The organism is Ruegeria sp. BHSB058, assembly GCF_059613285.1.
The window spans coordinates 43804-65348 of sequence record NZ_JBXWSF010000003.1 but is presented as its reverse complement, the minus strand read 5'-3'; the positions used below and the strand labels follow the sequence as shown (position 1 = coordinate 65348).

Annotated in this window: 19 protein-coding genes; 10 read left to right on the top strand and 9 right to left on the bottom strand. The window is 56.2% G+C overall.

The window, feature by feature from the left end:
- Nucleotides 1-78: 78 nt before the first annotated feature.
- From recJ to AC2FNB_RS01370, 4 genes are all read right to left on the bottom strand, one after another.
- Nucleotides 79-1827: a single-stranded-DNA-specific exonuclease RecJ gene (recJ, locus tag AC2FNB_RS01385; RefSeq protein WP_480749829.1), complete on the bottom strand. Its 1749-nt coding sequence runs from the start codon at nt 1825-1827 to the stop codon at nt 79-81.
- A gap of 90 nt (nt 1828-1917) precedes the next feature.
- Entirely contained in the window at nt 1918-2901 is a 984-nt protein-coding gene (gene glpX / locus AC2FNB_RS01380) for a class II fructose-bisphosphatase (protein WP_480749830.1), read from the bottom strand.
- Nucleotides 2902-2981: 80 nt separating this feature from the next.
- Nucleotides 2982-4268, bottom strand: coding sequence for a homoserine dehydrogenase (locus AC2FNB_RS01375; RefSeq protein WP_480749831.1), 1287 nt, complete (start codon nt 4266-4268; stop codon nt 2982-2984).
- A gap of 104 nt (nt 4269-4372) precedes the next feature.
- On the bottom strand, nt 4373-4660 hold the full coding sequence (locus AC2FNB_RS01370; RefSeq protein ID WP_496743996.1) for a hypothetical protein: 288 nt from the start codon (nt 4658-4660) through the stop codon (nt 4373-4375).
- Nucleotides 4661-4759: 99 nt separating this feature from the next.
- Here AC2FNB_RS01370 and AC2FNB_RS01365 point away from each other — a divergent pair, with 99 nt between their 5' ends.
- A complete protein-coding gene (locus AC2FNB_RS01365) occupies nt 4760-5347 on the top strand; it encodes a TetR/AcrR family transcriptional regulator (protein WP_496743995.1) in 588 nt (195 codons plus the stop codon).
- Here the strand turns inward: AC2FNB_RS01365 and AC2FNB_RS01360 are convergent, their stop codons facing one another.
- Together AC2FNB_RS01360 and AC2FNB_RS01355 are read right to left on the bottom strand one after the other, a co-directional pair.
- Nucleotides 5348-5650, bottom strand: a complete 303-nt coding sequence (locus AC2FNB_RS01360) for an antibiotic biosynthesis monooxygenase (protein WP_496743993.1) — start codon at nt 5648-5650, stop codon at nt 5348-5350.
- A gap of 45 nt (nt 5651-5695) precedes the next feature.
- Nucleotides 5696-6607, bottom strand: coding sequence for a pirin family protein (locus AC2FNB_RS01355; RefSeq protein WP_480749835.1), 912 nt, complete (start codon nt 6605-6607; stop codon nt 5696-5698).
- Nucleotides 6608-6789: 182 nt separating this feature from the next.
- On the opposite strand from AC2FNB_RS01355, the gene AC2FNB_RS01350 reads away from it, so the two are divergent.
- Nucleotides 6790-7260, top strand: a complete 471-nt coding sequence (locus AC2FNB_RS01350) for a hypothetical protein (protein WP_496743991.1) — start codon at nt 6790-6792, stop codon at nt 7258-7260.
- On the opposite strand, the gene AC2FNB_RS01345 is transcribed toward AC2FNB_RS01350, so the two are convergent.
- From AC2FNB_RS01345 to AC2FNB_RS01335, 3 genes are read right to left on the bottom strand one after another with little or no spacing between them, the layout of a single operon-like run.
- Complete coding sequence (locus AC2FNB_RS01345) at nt 7257-7784, bottom strand: TadE/TadG family type IV pilus assembly protein (RefSeq protein WP_496743989.1); 528 nt, start codon at nt 7782-7784, stop codon at nt 7257-7259. The genes AC2FNB_RS01350 and AC2FNB_RS01345 overlap by 4 nt on opposite strands.
- Nucleotides 7785-7814: 30 nt before the next feature.
- A complete protein-coding gene (locus AC2FNB_RS01340; RefSeq protein ID WP_496743987.1) occupies nt 7815-8348 on the bottom strand; it encodes a TadE/TadG family type IV pilus assembly protein in 534 nt (177 codons plus the stop codon).
- Nucleotides 8345-10027, bottom strand: a complete 1683-nt coding sequence (locus AC2FNB_RS01335) for a Tad domain-containing protein (RefSeq protein WP_480749839.1) — start codon at nt 10025-10027, stop codon at nt 8345-8347. Before AC2FNB_RS01335 ends, AC2FNB_RS01340 begins: the two co-directional genes overlap by 4 nt.
- A gap of 332 nt (nt 10028-10359) precedes the next feature.
- Between AC2FNB_RS01335 and AC2FNB_RS01330 the strand changes: the two genes are divergently transcribed.
- The 8 genes from AC2FNB_RS01330 (at nt 10360) to rpoD (ending at nt 21512) form a co-directional block, all read left to right on the top strand.
- On the top strand, nt 10360-11790 hold the full coding sequence (locus AC2FNB_RS01330) for a Glu/Leu/Phe/Val family dehydrogenase (protein ID WP_496743985.1): 1431 nt from the start codon (nt 10360-10362) through the stop codon (nt 11788-11790).
- Between the two features lie 210 nt (nt 11791-12000).
- Nucleotides 12001-13254 carry a sarcosine oxidase subunit beta family protein gene (locus AC2FNB_RS01325; protein WP_496743984.1) on the top strand — a complete coding sequence of 418 codons (1254 nt, stop codon included), beginning with the start codon at nt 12001-12003 and terminating at the stop codon, nt 13252-13254.
- A 59-nt stretch (nt 13255-13313) separates the two neighbouring features.
- Nucleotides 13314-13577, top strand: coding sequence for a sarcosine oxidase subunit delta (locus AC2FNB_RS01320; protein WP_480749842.1), 264 nt, complete (start codon nt 13314-13316; stop codon nt 13575-13577).
- Entirely contained in the window at nt 13574-16507 is a 2934-nt protein-coding gene (locus AC2FNB_RS01315) for a sarcosine oxidase subunit alpha family protein (RefSeq protein WP_496743982.1), read from the top strand. The genes AC2FNB_RS01320 and AC2FNB_RS01315 overlap by 4 nt, the downstream gene beginning before the upstream one ends.
- Nucleotides 16500-17045: a sarcosine oxidase subunit gamma gene (locus AC2FNB_RS01310; protein WP_480749844.1), complete on the top strand. Its 546-nt coding sequence runs from the start codon at nt 16500-16502 to the stop codon at nt 17043-17045. The genes AC2FNB_RS01315 and AC2FNB_RS01310 overlap by 8 nt, the downstream gene beginning before the upstream one ends.
- 37 nt (nt 17046-17082) lie before the next feature.
- Nucleotides 17083-17379, top strand: coding sequence for a hypothetical protein (locus tag AC2FNB_RS01305; protein ID WP_480749845.1), 297 nt, complete (start codon nt 17083-17085; stop codon nt 17377-17379).
- An 80-nt stretch (nt 17380-17459) separates the two neighbouring features.
- Nucleotides 17460-19409, top strand: a complete 1950-nt coding sequence (gene dnaG, locus AC2FNB_RS01300) for a DNA primase (RefSeq protein ID WP_496743980.1) — start codon at nt 17460-17462, stop codon at nt 19407-19409.
- 114 nt (nt 19410-19523) lie between these two features.
- Entirely contained in the window at nt 19524-21512 is a 1989-nt protein-coding gene (gene rpoD / locus AC2FNB_RS01295) for an RNA polymerase sigma factor RpoD (protein WP_496743978.1), read from the top strand.
- Nucleotides 21513-21545 lie beyond the last annotated feature (33 nt).

The window sequence follows — 21545 nt, the reverse complement described above, 5'->3', positions numbered from 1 at the left end:
CGTATTACGCAGTTCCCCCGCAAGCCGAAAAATGCGGTGCGGAGAAACTTTTTTACGCCTCTGCAATCAGGAAGAAAATCACGACAAAGCTGCCTCAGCCGCGTCTTCGATCCGTAGTTGCACAGTTTGCCGACCACCCCAGGAGTTGACCTCCAGCCGCCCTGCAAAATGGAACCGCGCCCCACCATGATTGGTCAACCTGTCCCCCATCGAGCTGTCAAAGGCGGCAAAGGCGATTGCGTCCAATCCCCCGCTCATACCATCGGATAGAGACAGCTTCAGGTGGCTCTCTCCGACGCGTTTGGCAAAGCGGATTTGCAAGTCAGGTAGGGCATAGCGTGGGGCAGGGGCACCGGCCCCGTACGGGCCTGCTTGTTCGATCTGTTCTACCAGGTCCACTGTTGCAGCTCCCGGCATCAAGGTGCCGTCGAGCTTCAGATCGGCAGGGCCACCCTGACCAGCTCCCTGTTTCGAGAGCAATTCCGACAATCGCTTCATTGCCGGTTCAAGTTGATCGCGCAGGACGGTCAGTCCGGCAGCCATCTTGTGACCGCCACCTTTGACCAGCAGTCCTTCGGCGGCAAGTCTTTGGATTGATGCGCCTAGGTCGATCCCCGACACCGAACGCCCAGATCCCTTGCCTTCGCTGCCATCGAACCCGATCACGATGGCCGGGCGATTGGCAGCTTCTTTGAGTCGAGAGGCGACGATCCCGACAACACCGGGATGCCACCCTTCGCCAGCGGCCCAGACCAACGGGGCATCAAACCCGCGGTCCTCTGCCTGCGTCAGAGCGGCAGCGCGCACCATGTTCTCAATATCGCGGCGCTCGGTGTTCAGTTCGTCCAGTCGTTGCGACAGCGCTTCGGCTTCGACCATCGAGTCGGTGCTAAGCAAGCGCGCGCCGAGGTCGGCCTGTCCGATCCGGCCGCCTGCATTTACCCGAGGACCTAAAAGAAACCCAAGATGATATGTATTGGGCGCCGCATCCATTCGAGCTATGTCTGACAGGGCCACAAGTCCAGGGCGCTTTCGCTGCGCCATCACCTTCAACCCCTGCCTAACCAGTGCCCGGTTGGCCCCAATCAGCGGTGCTACATCCGCGACTGTGGCAAGGGCCACCAGGTCGAGCAGCGACAAAAGATCCGGCCCATTGGTGCCAGCTTCGCGCATCTGGCGGCCTGCCTCGACAAGCATCAGGAAAACTACTCCAGCAGCGCAAAGATATCCCAGATCGCCACTTTCGTCCTGCCGGTTCGGGTTTACCACGGCAACGCAGTCGGGCAGAGCCTCGCCGCCCAAGTGGTGGTCCAGGACGATCACATCGGCCCCCTGTGCCGCAGCAATCGGTTCATGGCTCAGGGTGCCGCAATCGACGCAGATGATCAGATCATGCGATGAGGCGAGCTCCTGCATTGCTGGGGTATTGGGTCCATAACCCTCGTCGATGCGGTCGGGAACGTAAAGCGTCGCATGTATTCCCATGTGCCGCAGCCAGACGAGCAACAGTGCCGCCGAACTGCCTCCGTCCACGTCGTAGTCTGCAAAGACGGCGATCTTTTGATGTTTTCGAACCGCATCCAGAAACCTCTTGGCGGCCCTTTCCATGTCTTTGAGTGCACGGGGGTCGGGCAGCAATTCCTTGAGTTTGGGTTCGAGAAAACTCTTGGCTTCGATCAGGGGCACGCCGAGCCGCGCCAATACCTGACAAACCGGCCTGGGCAAGTCGCTTTGCTGCGCCATCATTTCAGAGGCGCGTTCAACCTCGACCGAAGGACCAACCCAACGCCGCCCGGTCAACGACTGTTCCACACCCAGAAAGCTCAAACCGCACCTCATAGACCAAGGCCGGACCCATTTCGGACCCGGCCCCTCGTGTTTTGCCATTTACGCCTGCTGACAGCGGCAGTGCAAGTGTTATGCCGGATCGTGCGACCACATCGGGGTGCGATAGGACATGCGACGCACCGAACCGGTTTTGGAGCGCATGAGCAACGTAGTGGTTTCTACCCAACCGGGTTCGCGTTTGATGCGCGGGAGAAGCGAACCGCCGGTCACGCCGGTTGCGGCAAAGATAACATCCGCAGTCACCATCTCGTCACGCGAATAGATACGGTCAAGATCGGTGATCCCGGCCTTGGCGGCACGACCACGTTCATCGTCGTTGCGGAACAGGAGGCGGCCGAAAATTTGGCCTCCCATGCATTTAAGTGCCGCTGCAGCCAGGACGCCCTCGGGTGCGCCGCCCTGACCCATGTACATGTCGATACCGGTCGTCTCGCTTTCGGCACAGTGCATCACGCCGGCGACATCGCCATCGGTGATCAGACGGATGGCCGCGCCGGTATCGCGAACTTCGGCGATCATCGCTTCGTGGCGGGGTCGTTCCAGAATGCACACGGTGATGTCTGACGGCTTGCAGCCCTTGGCATTTGCCAGCGCTTCGACCCGTTCGCGCGGTGTCATGTCCAGAGAAACGACGCCTTGCGGCAGGCCTGGACCCACTGCCAATTTGTCCATGTAGACGTCGGGTGCATGCAGCATCGAACCACGCGGACCCATGGCGATCACTGTCAGCGCGTTCGGCATGTCCTTGGCAGTCAGCGTGGTGCCTTCGAGAGGGTCTAGGGCGATGTCGACGCCCGGGCCATTGCCCGTCCCTACTTCTTCTCCGATATAGAGCATCGGTGCCTCGTCGCGTTCACCCTCGCCGATCACCACCACGCCCGCGATATCGAGCAGGTTCAATTGCTCGCGCATCGCATTCACTGCAGCCTGATCCGCCGCCTTTTCGTCACCTCGTCCCACCAGAGAGGCGGAGGCCAGGGCGGCCTGTTCTGCCACCCGCGCAAGGCCCAGTGACAGCATCCGGTCGTTGAATTCGATCTTGGCTGCGTTCATGTCCCTAATTTCCTTCGGTCATTCAGACGTTTCTATCGGCATAGCCCGCCGATGGCGGGTCTCGCAAGAGGAGAGGTCACTCAGACCTGTTCGATCCGCAACGCAACCGCTTCCCCAGCGACGACATCGGTTGCCCGGAAACCTTCGAGGGCCACATCCAGAGCTGCCCGAGTGGTTTTGTGTGTGACTATCAAAACTGGTGCGGTGCTTTCGGTGTGCCCATATTGGCGCATTCGGTCTATCGAAACACCCGCATTGCCAAGAATCGCAGCAACTTTGGCCAACGCGCCGGGTTTGTCTTCCAGTGCCAGGCGCAGATAGTAGGGGGCCGGCAAACCTGTTTTTGCCGGAAGCATTTCTTTCAAAGTGTTCGCGGGTTGTCCGAAGGTGGGGATATGCAGACCTCGTGCGAGATCGCAAATGTCGCCAAGTACCGCGCTCGCGGTTGGACCTTCGCCTGCTCCCGGACCGCGCAGAACGATTTGCTCAACCGCGTCGCCCTCGATGACCACCATGTTGGTGCCACCTTCCAGTTGACCAAGCGGCGAGTCGCTGGGCACCAGGCATGGCTGCATCCGCTGGACTAGTCCGCGAGGGCTGCGCTGAGCGACACCCAACAATTTGATTCGATATCCCATGTCAGCCGCCTGACGAATGTCATCGAGGCTGATATGCTGGATGCCCTCGATCTCGATTCCATCAAAATCGGGCTTGGTGCCAAATGCGATTGACGACAACAGGGTCAACTTGTGCGCGGCGTCGATACCGCCCACGTCAAGATTCGGATCTGCTTCTAGATAGCCGAGCTTGGCGCATTCTTCGAACAAGGAGTTGTAGCCGAGCCCCTGTGATTCCATGCGTGTCAGGATATAGTTGCAGGTCCCATTCATGACGCCCATGACACGGGTGATTTCGTTGCCGGCCAACCCCTCGGTCAGCGCCTTAATGACCGGGATGCCACCGGCGACAGCCGCTTCGAAACGAATTACGCGGCCTGCCGCTTCGGCTGTTTCTGCCAGTGCCAGACCGTGAATGGCAAGCAGCGCCTTGTTGGCAGTCACCACGTCCTTGCCAGTTGCCAGCGCAGCCTCGACCGAGGTTTTGGCAGGGCCGTTTTCGCCACCCATAAGTTCGACGAAAACATCGATGTCATCCCGTTTGGCCAAGGCCACGGGATCGGATTCCCACGCATAGCCAGACAGGTTGATGCCCCGGTCCTTTCCGGAATCTCGGGCCGATACGGCCACGATCTCGATCGGTCGACCTGTGCGGGCCTTGAGCATTTCAGCCTGACGTCTGATAATCTTGACAACTCCGACACCGACAGTTCCCAAGCCAGCAATCCCAAGCCGCAGCGCCTGTGTCATTTTTTGGGTCCTTTTCCGCTCGAATTTTCAGCCATTGACTGTAAGCCCGTTGCGGGCTGCCTTACCCGGTTCGGTGAACGGGTGCAATGCGGCTGAGGCCTGTTTTATTGGGTAATTTCGTGACCTAGTCGGTCCCGATCCGCTTCGTCAAGAACTGGGGATTGCAATTCGCGTGCCTTTGACGCCAGCCTCTCGCTCCGCGCCTGTAGGTGTTTCTGCAGTTCCGTAGCTTCTTCTTGCGGATTGACGGGTGCCCCCAAGACATCCTCCAACGGAACCAACTCGGGATAAGCTGCATTCTTAATTTGGGGAGGGACTCTTTCGGTGAGCTCGGGAATCGTCGTACAGCCAGCGAGCATGGCAAGAGGAATGGCAAAGATAAGCCGTATCATGGAAGTCTCTTCCGTAGGAGCGTTATATCTTGATGCCCGCTTTTCCAGACTGGTTCAAGCGGGGTTCTATTTGAACGAATGTTCATATAACCTGCGCCAATGGCACGTACTCAAGGTTCCCATTCTGATATCACTGGCCCGCGCATCCAAAAGGCGGCGCTACGTCTATTTGCACAACACGGGTATGCTGCGGTTTCCATGCGGCAGATCGCAAAAGATGTCGGAGTTCAGGCCGGTGCGCTGTACAACTATACCCCTGACAAACAGAGCCTGCTGTTTCGCCTGATGCACGGGCACATGGACGAGTTGTTGCGCGCCCGCGAAACAAGGTTAGCCACCGGCAACGCTTTGGGGGACTTGGAGCAATTCGTGGGGTTCCACATCAGATTCCATCTGGAGCGGCCCGATGAGGTTTTCATAGCCTATATGGAATTGCGCAATCTCACTGCCGAGAATTTCGCAATGATCGAAGCACTGCGTCGCCGGTACGAGGACGATCTTGAAGGCATTCTGAAAAGAGGCGTGCAGGAGGGCTGTTTCATTGTTCCGGACACCAAGATCGCAACGCTGGCCGTGATCGCCATGCTCAACGGCGTGAACACCTGGTATCGTAGCGGAGGAAGGTTGTCGCTTGATCAGGTCGAAAAGATCTATTGGGATATGGTGCGAAAGGCCATGACGTCCTGATCAGGGTGTTTCCACTGCCAAGTCGTAGTGGTGTAGAAACCGCTCTTTCACGATGCCTTCCTCTTCGGGCATGATATGTGGATGCTGCCATTCCTCTCCGGCAAAAGCTGCCAGGGCCTCCACCGACTCCCACACCATCACCAGGCAAAACTCGTTTGGAGACTCCGGTCGGGGTAGGCATGGAGTTATCGAAATGAGCCCCTTTTGTTTGTGCATCAAGGGCATTGCAGTTTCGAGCATGAACCGGCAGAAATTCTCGATCTGATCATCAAAGATAACGGCGCGAAAGATACGAACGATCATGGTGGCTCCCTGTTTTAGGGGAATATAGAACCATCATATCACACCTCAGTGCGTGGGATGAATAAAGGTCCCGTTTCGCAGGTCACGAAATGCCTGGTGCAGTTCCTCGCGTGTATTCATCACGATCGGCCCGTGCCAGGCCACTGGTTCTGCAATTGGCGCGCCAGAAATCAGCAGGAACCGCACACCTTCCGGCCCCGCCTGCAGCGTGATTTCGTCACCAGTGCCGAACCGGATCAGCGTTCGGTCACCCGACATGTCGCGAATATTGACCTCTTGCCCGCCAACCTCCTTTTCAAGCAGCACGCCTACCGGTGTCGATGCATCAGCAAAGGCAGCCTGACCTTGGAAAACATAGGCAAAGGCTTTGCGGTAGGTGTCGATTTTGAACGTTTTCCTGACGCCTGCAGGAACAGAAATGTCCAGATATTGCGGATCTGCGGCAATTCCCTCGACCGGTCCGGTCTTGCCCCAGAATGAGCCGACGATCACACGAACAGTGGTGCCGTCGTCATCGGTTATTTCAGGAATGTCGGTGCCACGAATATCCTGATAACGTGGCGCTGTCATTTTTTGGCTTGCGGGCAAGTTTCCCCACAATTGGAAGCCGTGCATCTGCCCGGTCGCGTTCCCTTTGGGCATTTCCTGATGCAGGATTCCAGACCCTGCTGTCATCCATTGCACATCGCCCGCGCCCAAAGACCCAGTATTACCAAGCGAATCGCTGTGTTCCACCGTTCCAGCCAGAACATAAGTTATGGTTTCGATACCGCGATGGGGATGCCACGGGAACCCTTTAAGGTAGTCCTCGGGGAAATCATTTCTGAAATCGTCAAAAAGCAGGAACGGATCAAGTTCAGTCGGGTCCTGAAAGCCAAATGCCCGGTGAAGTTTGACACCGGCCCCTTCCATCGTTGGAACCGCTTTTCTAGATTCAAGCATTGGTCGGATTGACATGGTGCCTCCTGATCTTTGTGGGATCTTGCGACATTAAGTGTAATCATGATCTTGGTGGTTTCAATCGGCCGATGCTCACCGAAAGTGTGCGATTTTGCGAAGTGCGGAAGGTGAACAATGTCAGGCTGTTGCTTGGTTGTCGTTTGGGGTATTGGAAAGCCTGATCAACCCGGAGTGGCCGAATGCAAGACGAGATTTTAGCAGTTGTCGAGGCTTCGGCGCCCAGGCGCTGGATGGGAGTCCTTATTCTAAGCGTTGTCGGATTCTTGGTGTTTTTTGTGGCCATATCACAGCCGCCGGCCTTGGGTTGGCAAGTCTTTCTGATTTTAATCGGTGCGTTGTCGTTGTGGCTTGCGCAACGACTGTATCAGGCGACGTCCCACCGGATCGAGTTGACGGAAACGGAGTTGCGAGCCAGTTCAGGCGAAGTGATTGCGCTGGTCTCGGAAATCGAGGGAATTGACCGGGGTGTTTTCGCCTTCAAGCCATCCAGTGGTTTTCTGATCCGGACGAAAAACCCCGGATTTCGCGCATGGCATCCGGGGTTGTGGTGGCGCGTTGGTCGACGCGTTGGGGTAGGAGGTGTTACACCGGGTGCTCAGACAAAGTTCATGTCCGAAGTGCTTTCAGCGATGATTGCCGAGCGGATTTAGACATTTCCCTTGAGGTTTTCCGTAAAGCGCGGACGGGTAAAAACGAAGTTCTTCAGATCGATGTTGTCAAGGCCAACTCTGAACGGCGGCACAAAGGTGTTCGATGTCTCGACCAGAATCAGAGTGTTTTGATCCGCCATCGCTGGCAAGGAATCCTTGTAAAAAACGATGTTTGCATCGTCGAGTTTCTCAGTATATCCGCCGCGAATTGCTGACCAGGATACGGAGTGGCTGTCTGTGGCCTCGTCGTATACCACGACTGAAATCCGCATCTTCAGGTCAACTTCGTTGCGCACCATCAATTTGAACATGTCCTCCATTGAGTCGACGTAAATATTGTCGATGGTGCGGGTCTCTCGAGACAGAAGGTCTCCGATTGTATAGGCCGCCTTGATGTTCGACGCGCTCTGTCGATAACCTTCAAAGAATGTATATCCGGCCATCACCGCCCAAAAAAGGATCGGCAAGATAATCAAGGATTCCACCGCAATGGAACCTTGCTCGTCATTGCGGAAACGTTTCATTCGGGTTTGCATGCGGGATATAAACATGGCTTAGATCGGCTCTTGTACAAATACAGTTGTCGCTGTCAGGGCGTACTGACCCTCCAGATTGGCCAGGGCCTTTCCCATTGTTGAAGTCGGGAACACGGGGTTGATCTTTGCGCATGCGCGTAGAACCATCAGCTGGTTTTCCTGTCCATTCTCAAAATTGCGTACGGGTCTCGGTTCTTCTGACAAGTCGGTGCAGTCCGGCTCGGGCGGTATCGTCACCGTGGCAAACGGATCCTGGCTGATCATTTCCAGTTTGAGGCTGTTTTCACAGTTGCGAATGAACATAGCACGCTCGCAAATCGACTTTTTGATCGTATCGTGGTTCAAAACGACACCGGTGTTCAAGCGGATGTCCCTTACCGTTTGGTCTACCGCTCGTTCCAAAGTCGCGTGGTTGAGTGTGACGAAGGCCAACTCGACCCCCGACAGCATCAGGGCCATGAAAGCTGGGAAGACGATCACAAACTCGACCGTTGCGGTGCCGTCTTCCCGGTTTCGGAAGCTGCGCAGAGCAGAAACCAGTTTTCCGATCATTGGGTGAGCCTCAGCATGCGGACGGACGAGCCGATCGAGGTGAAAGCATCCGGAAGTTCAACAGCCGTTGCGTCGTAATAGTGGCTGTCCGAGCTGGCACAGTCTTCTAAGACCTTTTTACCGTTGGAGGCTACGTCGACACCGACGCTGAACACGATCACGCCTTCGTCCTTGGCGGCCTTGCAGACATGCTTGGTGCGAGCGTCCTTGGCTGTGGATTCTTTCTTGCTGAACGCCGCGCTTTCCCACACACCGTATGCGTTTGGCGTATCGAAGATCTCATTTTCGATATACTCCAGCGAAACGAGGTTCAGAAGCTCCACATAGGTCAGCTGTACTGCAGTACCGGGTTCGTCGGCGGCAGGTTGTTCGACGCAGGTCCGGCTTCCGCCTTTTCCGGTGCAGTATTGGCCGCCGTTGCCGTAGGGATGATCCTGCCAGGTTTGATCGTGTGGCCACCAGTACTCTTTGCTACCGCTTGATTGATACAGCGAGAAATAGCCTTCGTCAGCAGTTGCGTCCGGATTGTACCAGATGTCCGACGTCGTAGTACGGCGCGATGAATTCAGCATGAACTGGTCGGTGTTGTCCCCGTCTGAGATAATGATCAAGATCTTCAGGACGTTGGTTCCATACTCAACTGGGCGGTTGTCAAACATGGTCGGCACAATCCCGTCAACATGCGCCAAGCTGTTGATCACCGGTCGCGTGCCGGGGTCGAGAAGGGCAAGACCCCAGTTGGCACCATTGTCGGTACCGGTATCTTCACTTGAGTCCTCGTCCCACACCGCCGGGTTCAGGGCAGTCAGACCATCAATGTAGTTGTGAATGACGGTTTCGTCATTCTGGAATGGCAGGATTGCGGATCCAGCCCGAGTTGGACAGACAGGGTATTCAATTGGCTCCCTCGACATCGTGTAGGGATCGAAGTGCGCGGTCTGCTCTCTCAACTCGGTTGTCGACAGATACGGCTTGCTGAATTCGTCATCGACGAAGTTGATGCAATGAGAATAGTTCTGGAAACGATCCAGATTATAGTACTTGATCATGTCCGCGCCAACGTTCACCTGGCTTGCGTAAGGGATGATCGAGAAAGACACCTCTTTGTTCCAAAGACCATTCTTCAAGCCCAACTGCGTGACAATGCTTTTGGCTGCAGTCTTTAGGTTTGCCAGTTTCGGACCATACATGGATGTGGAAAAATCCAGAACCAGAGACACTTCGACGGCACCGACACTTTCCTCGGCGGAGCTGAGCGCTGGAGCGCTCAAGCTATCGACGCCACTCAAATGCATGAAATGAGTCGGGAACTCAGCAACCGCCGACGCAGTAACATGGCGGTAACCAGTACTGTTAATCACTTTGACGTCCTTGAGGTTGTCCAGTAGATCCGCCTTGTCGAGATACGACTTTACGACTGTTTCGGCATCAACCTTTTGATCAAGGTCAGCCGCAGCCAATACCGCGCGGTCCATTGTGTACTGCAATTCGGCGCGCTCTCTTTCATACTTCATCAGGTCCACACCGATCCCGGCTGCGGCGACAATGATGAGGAACAGAAATAGAGCGAGAATGCTCATCGACCCATCTTCGCTGTCAATGAAGCCTCTCGTTTGTGCTGGCGTACAGTCAGCCGACGTTATATTGTCGCCATTGGACTTCCAGAGAACCTTGCGCATAACGATACCCTTTCCGGACCGGGCAGAACGGTCATTCGAAATATTGGACTGACTAAAGGTAAATGCAGAACGTGGCGAGAATTGGGCGGTTTTGCCACTATCTTGCTGTAACTGAACGACAATTGCGCCCACTCTTGGCCAATCGCCCGTTCTGTTGCTGAATTGAAAACAATAGTCGCCATTCTTGATAGTTTGCACGACTCGCGGGTGCCGGACGGTTAATTTTTGCAAATGCTCAAAATATTGGCAGAATTGGATTGATCAGGTTTAACCAGATTGCGACAAAGTGACATGGAGAGTGTCTCCAATTGTCTGAGGTCAGGGAGGAATTTATGACGCGCGTAACCGAACCCAGTTTCCGTGAAAGTGTGGATCTGATGTTCAACAGAGCGGCCGCTCTGATGGATCTTCCCCCCGGGCTTGAAGAAAAGATTAGGGTCTGCAACGCGACCTACACGGTTCGCTTTGGCGTAAGGTTGCGGGGCAAGATTCACACCTTTGTCGGATACCGGTCCGTTCACTCGGAACATATGGAACCTGTCAAAGGTGGAATTCGTTATGCGACTGCCGTGAATCAGGACGAGGTCGAGGCCCTTGCGGCTCTGATGACTTACAAGTGCGCGTTGGTCGAAACGCCGTTCGGTGGATCCAAAGGTGGTTTGTGCATTGATCCGCGTTTGTACGAAGAGCACGAGTTGGAACAGATCACCCGCCGGTTCGCATATGAGCTGGCAAAGCGCGACCTGATCAATCCGTCTCAAAACGTACCCGCTCCGGATATGGGTACCGGGGAACGAGAGATGGCCTGGATTGCGGATCAGTATGCCCGAATGAACACGACGGATATCAATGCGCGGGCGTGTGTCACCGGAAAGCCCCTGAATGCTGGCGGCATTGCTGGCAGGGTCGAGGCTACCGGGCGAGGCATTCAATACGCGCTTCGCGAGTTTTTCCGGCATCCTGAAGACGTCGCAAAAGCTGGATTGTCCGGAAAGCTCGATGGCAAGCGCGTCATTGTTCAGGGTTTGGGTAACGTAGGCTATCACGCCGCCAAATTTCTTAGCGAAGAAGACAACTCGAAAATCGTCGGGATCATTGAGCGCGACGGTGCGCTGTATGATCCTGAGGGTATAGACGTCGAAGCGGTGCACCAATGGATAGCAAAGCACGGCGGCGTGGCGGGTTATCCGGACGCGACCCATACGGCCGAAGGTTCAGCAGTTTTGGAAGAAGAATGCGACATTCTTATTCCGGCTGCGCTGGAAGGGGTAATCAACCTGTCCAACGCAGAGCGGATCAAGGCACCTCTCATCATCGAGGCCGCGAACGGACCAGTGACTGCGGGCGCAGACGAGATCCTGCGCAAGAAGGGAACCGTAATAATCCCGGATATGTATGCGAACGCAGGTGGTGTGACGGTTTCCTACTTCGAATGGGTCAAGAACCTCAGCCATATCCGTTTTGGCCGCATGCAACGTCGCCAGGAAGAGGCGCGGCACGAACTGATTGTGCAGGAACTCGAGCGGCTCGATCGTTATCTTGGCGACGCCTGGTCGATGTCCCCAGACTTCAAGGCCAAATACCTCAGGGGTGCGGACGAATTGGAGTTGGTTCGCTCGGGCCTGGATGACACCATGCGGATTGCCTATCAATCGATGAGAGAAGTATGGCACGCCAGATCCGACGTCGAGGATTTGCGAACAGCGGCCTATATTGTAGCCATTGACAGGGTGGCCAAGAGCTACCGCGCCAAAGGCTTGTAACGCATTGCAAGTTTTCTTCTCGGGCGTGCCTTTTGGCGCGCCCTTTTTGGTCCGTGTTTGGTTTGGGGCAGGTGAACAGGCGTTACGAATACGGCGTTAATAGTCGTGGGTAGGATAGTATTTGTCGAAAAGCGATATGGCCCAGGGGCGATCTGCTTGATAGGTGTTCGCCGGTGGGCCAGTCAAGAGTTGGCCGAAAGGGAGTGAACGATGCGTTTTTCTGGCCTTCGAGTGCTGAAGGAAGGGTTGACGGGCAATAAGGGATGGGAACCTCATTGGCGGGACCCAGAGCCTAAGTCTGGATATGATGTCGTCATCATTGGGGGCGGCGGTCACGGGCTGAGTACGGCCTATTACTTGGCAAAGGAGCACGGTCTCACCAATGTTGCGGTACTGGAGAAAGGATATCTCGGCGGCGGTAATGTGGGGCGGAACACCACTATCGTCCGGGCAAACTACTTTTTGTCGGGCAACTCCGAGTTTTACTCTCATTCGCTGAAACTTTGGGAAGGTTTGGAAGAAGACCTGAACTACAATGTGATGCATTCCCAGAGAGGCATCATCAATCTATTCCATTCCGATGGTCAGCGGGACGCAGCGGCGCGTCGTGGCAACATGATGATCAGTCAGGGTGATGACGCCGAGTTGCTCGACCGCGATGGCGTCCGCGCCAAAGTGCCTTTTTTGAATTTTGAAGACTTGCGCTTTCCTATCTATGGCGGGCTCTATCACGCGCGCGGAGGCACCGCGCGCCACGACGCGGTGGCATGGGGGTACGCCCGTGGTGCCGACCAGCGGGGCGTAGATTTGATTCAGAACTGCGAAGTCACGGGCATCGATATCGAGAACGGCGCTGTTCGAGGCGTGCGGACAACACGCGGCGCTATCCGGGCCAAGAAAGTTGCTATGGTAGTTGCCGGAAGATCCAGCCAGGTGGCTGCGATGGCGGGGATGCGCCTTCCGATCGAAAGCCATGTTCTGCAGGCTTTTGTTACCGAGGGGTTGAAACCTTGTATCGATCACGTTGTGACATTCGGTATGGGGCACTTTTATATCAGCCAGTCGGACAAGGGCGGGCTGGTTTTTGGCGGCGATCTGGATTTCTACGCATCCTACGCCGCCCGCGGAAACCTGCCCACTGTTGAAAACGTGATGGAAGCCGGCATGGCGCTGATGCCGATGATCGGCAAAGCTAAAGTGCTGCGCAGTTGGGGGGGCATTATGGACATGTCTCCCGATGGCTCGCCCATCATCGACAAGACGCATATTGACGGACTCTACCTGAACTGCGGTTGGAACTATGGTGGCTTCAAGGCAGTTCCGGGGTCCGGCAATGTCTTTGCTCACCTGATCGCCACGGGCCAATACCATGAGAACGCCACCAAGTTCCGCCTGGACCGGTTCCGGACCGGGCGAAGCATTCTGGACGAAGAGGGCAAGGGCTCTCAACACAACCTGCACTGAGGCGTATGGCAGATGTTGGAATTCGGTATTCTTGACGAAGAAAAGCTGGGGGCGAGAGCATGAGGATCACCTGTCCGCATTGCGGCGAGCGCGATCGCCGGGAGTTTTACTATCGCGGTGCTGCCGTGGGTTTGGACCGGCCTGCACCCGATGCCGGGGAGAAGGCATGGGACAACTTCGTCTACTTGCGCGAGAATCCAGCCGGAAAGACACGCGACCTGTGGTATCACGAAGGTGGCTGCGGGGCCTGGATCGTAGTGACCCGTAACACGATCTCACATGACATTCTGAACACTGAACTCGCATCGGAGACGCAGTCATGAGGATCAAGGGCAAGGGCCTTGTGGATCGCACCAAGCCAATTTCCTTCTATTTCGACAGTGTGCGTTATTCGGGATTTGCCGGAGATACTCTAGCCTCGGCCTTGCTTGCGAATGATGTCCGTTTGATGGGACGGTCGTTCAAGTATCACCGCCCGCGCGGGGTGCTGACTGCAGGAGGCGAAGAACCTAATGCGTTGATGACCGTAGGCCATGGGTCTGGGCAGGAACCCAATGTGCGTGCCACCATGCAAGAGATCTATGCCGGGTTGGAGGCACGCAGTCAGAACCGCTGGCCGTCTCTGAATTTTGATGTGCTCGGTATGAACGATCTAGCGGCACCGTTTTTCGGGGCGGGCTTCTACTACAAGACTTTCATGTGGCCAAAGAGTTTTTGGGAAAAAGTCTATGAGCCAGCGATCCGCCGAGCAGCAGGTCTTGGCGCGCTTTCGGGCCTGAACAATGTCGACAAGTATGAACGTGCTTTTGCATTCTGTGATCTTCTGGTTATCGGATCAGGGCCTGCCGGGCTGATGGCAGCGTTGGCCGCAGGTCGGGCCGGGGCGGATGTGATCCTCGCGGATGAAGGCAGCCGAATGGGTGGCCGTTTGTTGGCCGAAACATATGAGGTGGACGGGAAAACCGGCCACGTCTGGGCCGACGAAGTTATCGCCGAGTTGAGTGCGATGGACAATGTGCGCCTGATGACGAGGACGACCGTGGTAGGCGCTTATGATCACGGCACATATGGGGCACTGGAGCGGGTGCACAATCACACTGGCAACCGTCCCAACGGTGCACCGATGGAGACGTTCTGGCGGATTGTAGCCAAGCGATCGGTACTGGCCGCGGGCGCGTTGGAGCGGCCGGTTGCGTTTCGCGACAACGACCGCCCGGGAATCATGACCGCAGGGGCAGTGCGCGCGTACATCAACCACTGGGGTGTGAGTGCGGGCAAGAACGTAACGGTGTTCGGCAATACTGACGACGTTCATCGCACGGCCCGCGACCTTTTGGAGGCCGGTGTGCATGTGGCGGCGGTGATCGACAGCCGTCATGATGCACCTCTGTCCGACGACTATCAGGTTCTGCGCGGGGCTCAGGTTTGCGGTAGTTCCGGCCGAAAGGGGTTGGAAAGCATAACCGTGCGCCGCCCCAGCGGAGAAGAGAAGATTCAGACTGACTGCCTTGCGATGACAGGTGGGTGGAATCCGTCAGTCCATCTGACCTGCCACATGAGCGGGCGTCCGGTTTGGCGGCGCGACATTGCTGCCTTTGTTCCTGCTCCAGGTGCAGTTCCTGGAATGGTGGCAGCAGGTGCGTGCAAAGGGGCTTTCTCGACCGCGGACTGCCTGCGCGAGGGCGTTGCCGCAGCGGAGGAGGTGTTGAGCGAGTTGGGGCGTAAAGTGCCAGAGGTGGCGGTGCCGCATGCCGAAGATGCGGCTTATGAAATCGCGCCGCTTTGGTCCGTTCCAGGCAAGGGGCGCGCCTGGCTGGATTTCCAGAATGACGTCACCGTAAAAGATGTGAAACAGGCAGCAACCGAGAACTTTCGTTCAGTTGAGCACATGAAGCGCTATACCACCCAAGGGATGGCGACTGATCAGGGCAAGAATTCGAACGTGGCGGCGCTGGCCATTCTGGCTGACGCTACCGGACGTGAGATACCCGAGACTGGGACGACCACTTTCCGACCGCCATATTCGCCGGTAGCGATTGCCGCGCTGGGCGCTGGTGCCGAAGGAATGGGTTATAGACCACAACGGTTTACAACCTCGCACAAGGCCAGCGTCGCGCGCAAAGCACCTATGGTCGAGGCTGGCCTGTGGTACAGGCCCAGTTACTTCCCGCAATCAGGTGAAACTACTTGGCGTGAGAGTTGTGACCGCGAGGTCAAATACGTACGCGAGGCGGTTGGCGTAGCCGACGTTTCAACTTTGGGAAAAATCGACGTTCAGGGTCGGGATGCAGGACAGTTTCTGGATTTCGTCTATACTAGCATATTCTCGACGTTGAAGGTCGGGCGCACTCGCTATGGCTTGATGCTGCGCGAAGATGGGTTTGTCATGGATGACGGCACCACCGCACGATTGGGAGAACATCACTATGTCATGACCACAACGACTGCTGGTGCGGGCGAGGTGATGACGCACCTGGAATTTGTGGCGCAATGCCTGCGCCCGGATCTGGATGTGACCTTTACATCGGTAACCGAGCAATGGGCGCAGTTTGCCGTCGCCGGACCAAGATCACGCGAGTTGCTGAGTGACTTGGTTGAAGAAGATCTGAGCGATGACAACTGGCCATTTATGGCTTGTGGACCGATCAAGGTTCTGGGGGTTGATGGGCGATTGTTCAGAATATCATTCTCGGGTGAGCTAGCCTATGAAATCGCGGTTCCTTCACGTTATGGCGCTAGCCTTTTTGATTTTCTGACCGAACGCGCCGAGGCGCTGGGCGGTGGTCTCTACGGGATGGAAGCGCTCAACGTTCTCAGGATAGAAAAGGGATTCATCACCCATTCCGAAATCCATGGTCGGACCACTGCGTATGACATTGGAATGGGCCGGATGGTATCGCAGAAAAAGGACTGCGTCGGCAAGACGATGTCGGAACGACCCGGTCTTGAAGAAGCTGGGCGGGAAAGGTTAGTCGGGCTGAAACCCATCGGAGAAAGCAAACAGTTGCTGGCCGGAGCGCATCTATATCGCGAAGAGGCGGATCCAGTACGCGTCAACGATCAGGGTTATATTACGTCAGTCTGTTTCTCTCCCATGTTGGGCTGCATGTTGGGGCTTGGTTTTCTGGCTGATGGGCCTGAACGATACGGCGAAGTCGTCAAGATGGTAGATGGTCTGCGCGGGGTGACGACGCTCTGCGAAGTGGTGAACCCGGTGTTCCTTGACCCGGAGGGAGGGCGCGTACGTGGATAACTTGATTGCCAAAACCCCTTGTGAAGGACTGTTGCCGCTGACGGTTGGTACCGTCACGTTAAGTGAGGAAGACGCGGGTGTGATGACGTCTGTCACGCCTTACAAAGGTAAGACCAAGGCCCTGTCCGATGCTCTGAAGTCAGCACATGGAATGACCTATCCTGCGGCAAATCGCGCGACTGGCAAGGCCGGATCGCGTGCGGTCTGGTTTGGTCATTCGGCGGCAATGCTGATGGGGCCAGCTCCAGATGTGGCATTGGCAGAGCATGCGGCCCTTGTCGATCAGTCCGATGCCTGGGCTGTGGTCCGGTTAGAAGGGGTGGGGGCCGAGGACGTGCTGGCCCGCTTGGTGCCGGTCGATTTGCGAGAGGTACACTTCAAGCGTGGACATACTGTGCGCAGTCTGATGTTTCACATGACGGCTTCGATCACTCGTATTGGCGACAACACCTTCCAGATCATGGTATTTCGGTCGATGGCCCAAACGCTGGCCCATGATCTGAAAACGGCGATGGAAGGAGCGGGTGCACGCGGTTAACATGCGTAGGTTATGAATTGATTCCCGGAGGACCATGATGATCCGCCTTGCCGTTATTGCCATGCTATTGGCAACCCCGCTTTCTGCGGCCGAGTCCAAGGAAGAAAGTTGCCGATATCAGTCGGATGTAGTCGCTGCGATACAGAAAGCACGATTGGATCGGGTCAAAGAGCGCGACGTGCCAAAAGCGATTGCGGCAACAAATCCAGTCTGGCCCGATAACTACGATGCTGCAATTCCGCTGATCACGCCCTGGGTCTATGAGCAGAAGATGCGCGACGTGCGAAACAAGGATTTGGCGGCCGCTTGGCTGGAGCTTTGCTTGCAGCAATAATCCACACATCGGTCATTTCGCTGTGGACAAACGCTCGCCTATGCCTTGGCGAGCGTTTCCGTTTCTGCCACATTCAGTTCATGTCATTGCCCCCTGGATTTCTGGATGAATTGCGTACGCGCCTGAGCCTGTCACAGGTTGTCGGGCGTAAGGTCATGTGGGATGCCCGAAAGTCAAATCAGGGGAAGGGCGATATGTGGGCGCCATGCCCGTTTCACCATGAGAAGACGGCTTCGTTCCACGTCGATGACACGAAGGGATTCTATTACTGTTTTGGCTGCCACGCCAAAGGTGATGCAATCAGCTTTGTAAAAGAGACCGAGAATGTCTCGTTCATCGAAGCTGTCGAGATTCTGGCCCGCGAAGCCGGGATGCCGATGCCTGCGCGCGATCCGAAGGCGCAGGAAAAACAGGACCACCGCACACAGCTGGCTGATGTGATGGAACAGGCGGTGCAATTCTTCCGTCTGCAACTCAAGACCGGGGCAGGAGCCGCCGCACGAGATTACCTCGCGCGCCGCGGGTTGAACGCGCAAGCGCTGGACCGGTGGGAGATTGGATTTGCCCCGGACGATTGGCAGGCGCTGTGGGACCATCTGCGCGGCAAGAACGTGGCCGAGGACCTGATCCTTGGGGCCGGGCTGGCCAAGCCCTCGAACAAGGGCAAAAAGCCTTATGACACCTTCCGCAACCGCATCATGTACCCGATCCGCGATCCGCGCGGACGTTGTATCGCGTTTGGCGGGCGGGCGATGGACCCCAATGACAACGCGAAATACCTGAACTCGCCCGAGACCGAGCTGTTCGACAAAGGGCGCAGTCTTTACAATCAAGGCCCGGCTCGACAGGCGGCAGGTAAGGGGCAGCCGCTGATCGTGGCCGAAGGTTATATGGATGTGATCGCGCTGGCCGAAGCAGGCTTTGGCGCGTCGGTTTCGCCATTGGGTACCGCCATCACCGAACATCAGCTGCAACTGCTCTGGCGGATATCGGACGAGCCGATCATTGCGCTGGACGGCGACACAGCAGGTCTGCGCGCTGCGATGCGGGTGGTTGATCTGGCTTTGCCGCTGCTGGAAGCTGGAAAGTCGCTGCGGTTTGCCCTGATGCCCGAGGGCAAAGACCCGGACGACCTGCTGCGCGCCGAAGGGGCAGGCGCTGTGAAGGCCGTGCTGGATGGTGCCAATCCGATGGTCAAGCTGCTGTGGCAGCGCGAGACCGACGGCAAGGTGTTCGACAGCCCCGAGCGCAAGGCGGCTTTGGACAAGTCCCTGCGCGAGAAAATCAAGCTGATCCGCGACCCATCGATCCGGGCGCATTATGGGCAAGAGATCAAGGACCTGCGCTGGGAGTTGTTTCGCGCACAACGATCGCCCCAAAAAAGAGATTGGCAGCCGCGTGGGAAATGGCAGCCGGAGAAGGCGCCTGCATCGCCCGGAGCCCGCGCGTCGTTTCTGGCATCTTCAGAAAATGCTGACATCCGCCTGCGAGAAGCGGCAATTCTGGCCATTGCAATTCTAAACCCGAAAGTCGTTGTCCAGTTCGAACACCAATTGGAAGACATGGAATGCCTCGACCCGGATCACGCGGCTCTCAGGCAGGCCATCCTGCGGCACGCAATTGACGACCCGGACAACATCAAAGACCACATTGTTGCAGCTTTAGGACCCGAACCCCTTGAAAACCTACTAGCCCTTCGCCATGTCGCGGTGATCCCCTGTGTGTTCAAACCGGGCGACGTTGAAAAGGCCGAGATGACCCTGGCCGAGGAACTCGCAAAAATCAAAGCACTCCGGGGGCTTGACGCCGAAATTGCCGAAGCCGAAGAGGAGTTGTCTGATCTGGCAGACGAGGCGCTGACATATCGACTGGCTCAAGCTGCCGAAGAAAGAAACCGCGCTAATCGCAGCCAGAACGAGGATAAAGCCATATTCGATGTTGCCGACAATGGTGCCCGCCTCAGCCGGGATGAAAGGGAAGCCTTCGAATCAATCATGTCTGGCATCAAATTTGAACGAAAACGTAGATGACTTTGTGTTTTCCGGAAGAACAGCAAAAGAAAAACGGGTAAACGGGTGGCCGAATCATTTCTACGCGCTAATGATTCGGTTCCAACGAATCACCCACCCTGCAGGAGCTACTGAATGGCCGCCAAGGACACGACCGAGGAACGCAAATCCGACGAGCAGGAACAGGAAGTCTCGCTGGATATGAGCCAGGCCCAGATCAAGAAGATGATCGCCGAGGCCCGCGAGAAAGGCTATATTACTTACGACCAGCTCAATCAGGTTCTGCCACCTGATCAGGTCAGTTCGGAACAGATTGAAGACGTGATGTCGATGCTTTCGGAAATGGGCATCAACATCATTGAGGACGAAGAAGCCGAGGAGGAAGAGCAGAAGGGTTCGACCGATCTGGTCACGACTGACGGCCCCCGCGAAGTTGCGCTGGCAGGCGCCCAGGCGGAGAAACTGGACCGGACCGATGACCCGGTTCGCATGTACCTACGCGAGATGGGCAGCGTCGAGTTGCTGAGCCGAGAGGGCGAGATTGCCATCGCCAAGCGGATTGAGGCGGGGCGGAACACAATGATTGCGGGGCTGTGCGAAAGCCCACTGACCTTCCAGGCGATTACGATCTGGCATGACGAGTTGCTCAGCGAAGATATTCTGCTTCGCGACGTGATTGATCTGGAAACCACATTCGGCAATCAGCTGGACGAAGATGGCGAGGTTGAAGAGCCCGTTGTCGACGCTTCTGTCGCGCCCACGACACAAAAGTCCGAAGACAACGGCCCCGAGCTTGATGCCGATGGCAATCCGATTACCAAGGAAGAAGACGAAGACGAGGACGATCAGGCCAATATGTCGCTCGCGGCAATGGAGGCCGCGCTCAAAGAGCAGGTTCTGCATACCTTGGAGCGAATTTCGACTGACTTTGCGCAACTCAGCGAAATGCAGGACAGCCGTATTTCGGCAACGCTGAACGAAGATGGTTCGTTCAGTGATCAGGATGAGGCGACCTATCAGGCCTTGCGCTCTGAAATCGTGGAGTTGGTCAACGGCCTGCACTTGCACAACAACCGGATCGACGCATTGATTGACCAGCTTTACGGCATCAATAAACGGGTGATGTCGCTGGACAGTGCCATGGTGAAACTGGCCGATCAGGCCCGGATTAATCGTCGTGAATTTGTTGATACCTATCGCGGCCGTGAATTAGATCCGAATTGGTTGGCCGAGATGGCTGAAAAGCCCGGTCGTGGCTGGCAGATGTTCATTGAACGCTCGTCGGACAAGGTGGAAGAATTGCGGAGCGACATGGCGCAGGTGGGCCAATATGTCGGCTTGGATATCTCAGAATTTCGCCGGATCGTGCAGCAGGTCCAAAAGGGCGAGAAAGAGGCGCGGCAGGCCAAGAAGGAAATGGTCGAAGCCAACCTTCGATTGGTTATTTCGATTGCCAAAAAGTACACGAACCGTGGCCTGCAATTCCTTGATCTTATTCAGGAAGGCAACATCGGCCTGATGAAAGCGGTGGACAAATTCGAGTACCGTCGCGGCTACAAATTCTCGACCTATGCTACTTGGTGGATTCGTCAGGCGATTACGCGCTCGATCGCGGATCAGGCGCGCACGATTCGTATTCCGGTTCACATGATCGAAACAATTAACAAGCTGGTCCGAACCGGTCGCCAGATGCTTCACGAAATCGGACGCGAGCCGACCCCCGAGGAACTGGCCGAAAAACTGCAAATGCCGCTGGAAAAGGTCCGCAAGGTGATGAAGATCGCCAAGGAACCGATTTCGCTGGAAACGCCCATCGGCGACGAAGAGGACAGCCAGCTTGGCGATTTCATCGAGGACAAGAACGCGGTTCTGCCGCTGGACTCGGCCATTCAGGAGAACCTGAAGGAAACTACCACACGGGTTCTGGCCTCGCTCACGCCACGTGAAGAACGTGTTTTGCGAATGCGCTTTGGCATCGGCATGAATACAGACCACACGTTGGAAGAAGTTGGTCAACAGTTCAGCGTGACCCGCGAACGAATTCGTCAGATCGAAGCCAAAGCTTTGCGAAAGCTGAAACATCCTAGCCGGAGTCGAAAACTCCGTTCATTTCTTGATCAGTAAAAAAGCGCCCTGCGGGGCGCTTTTTTTGTTACG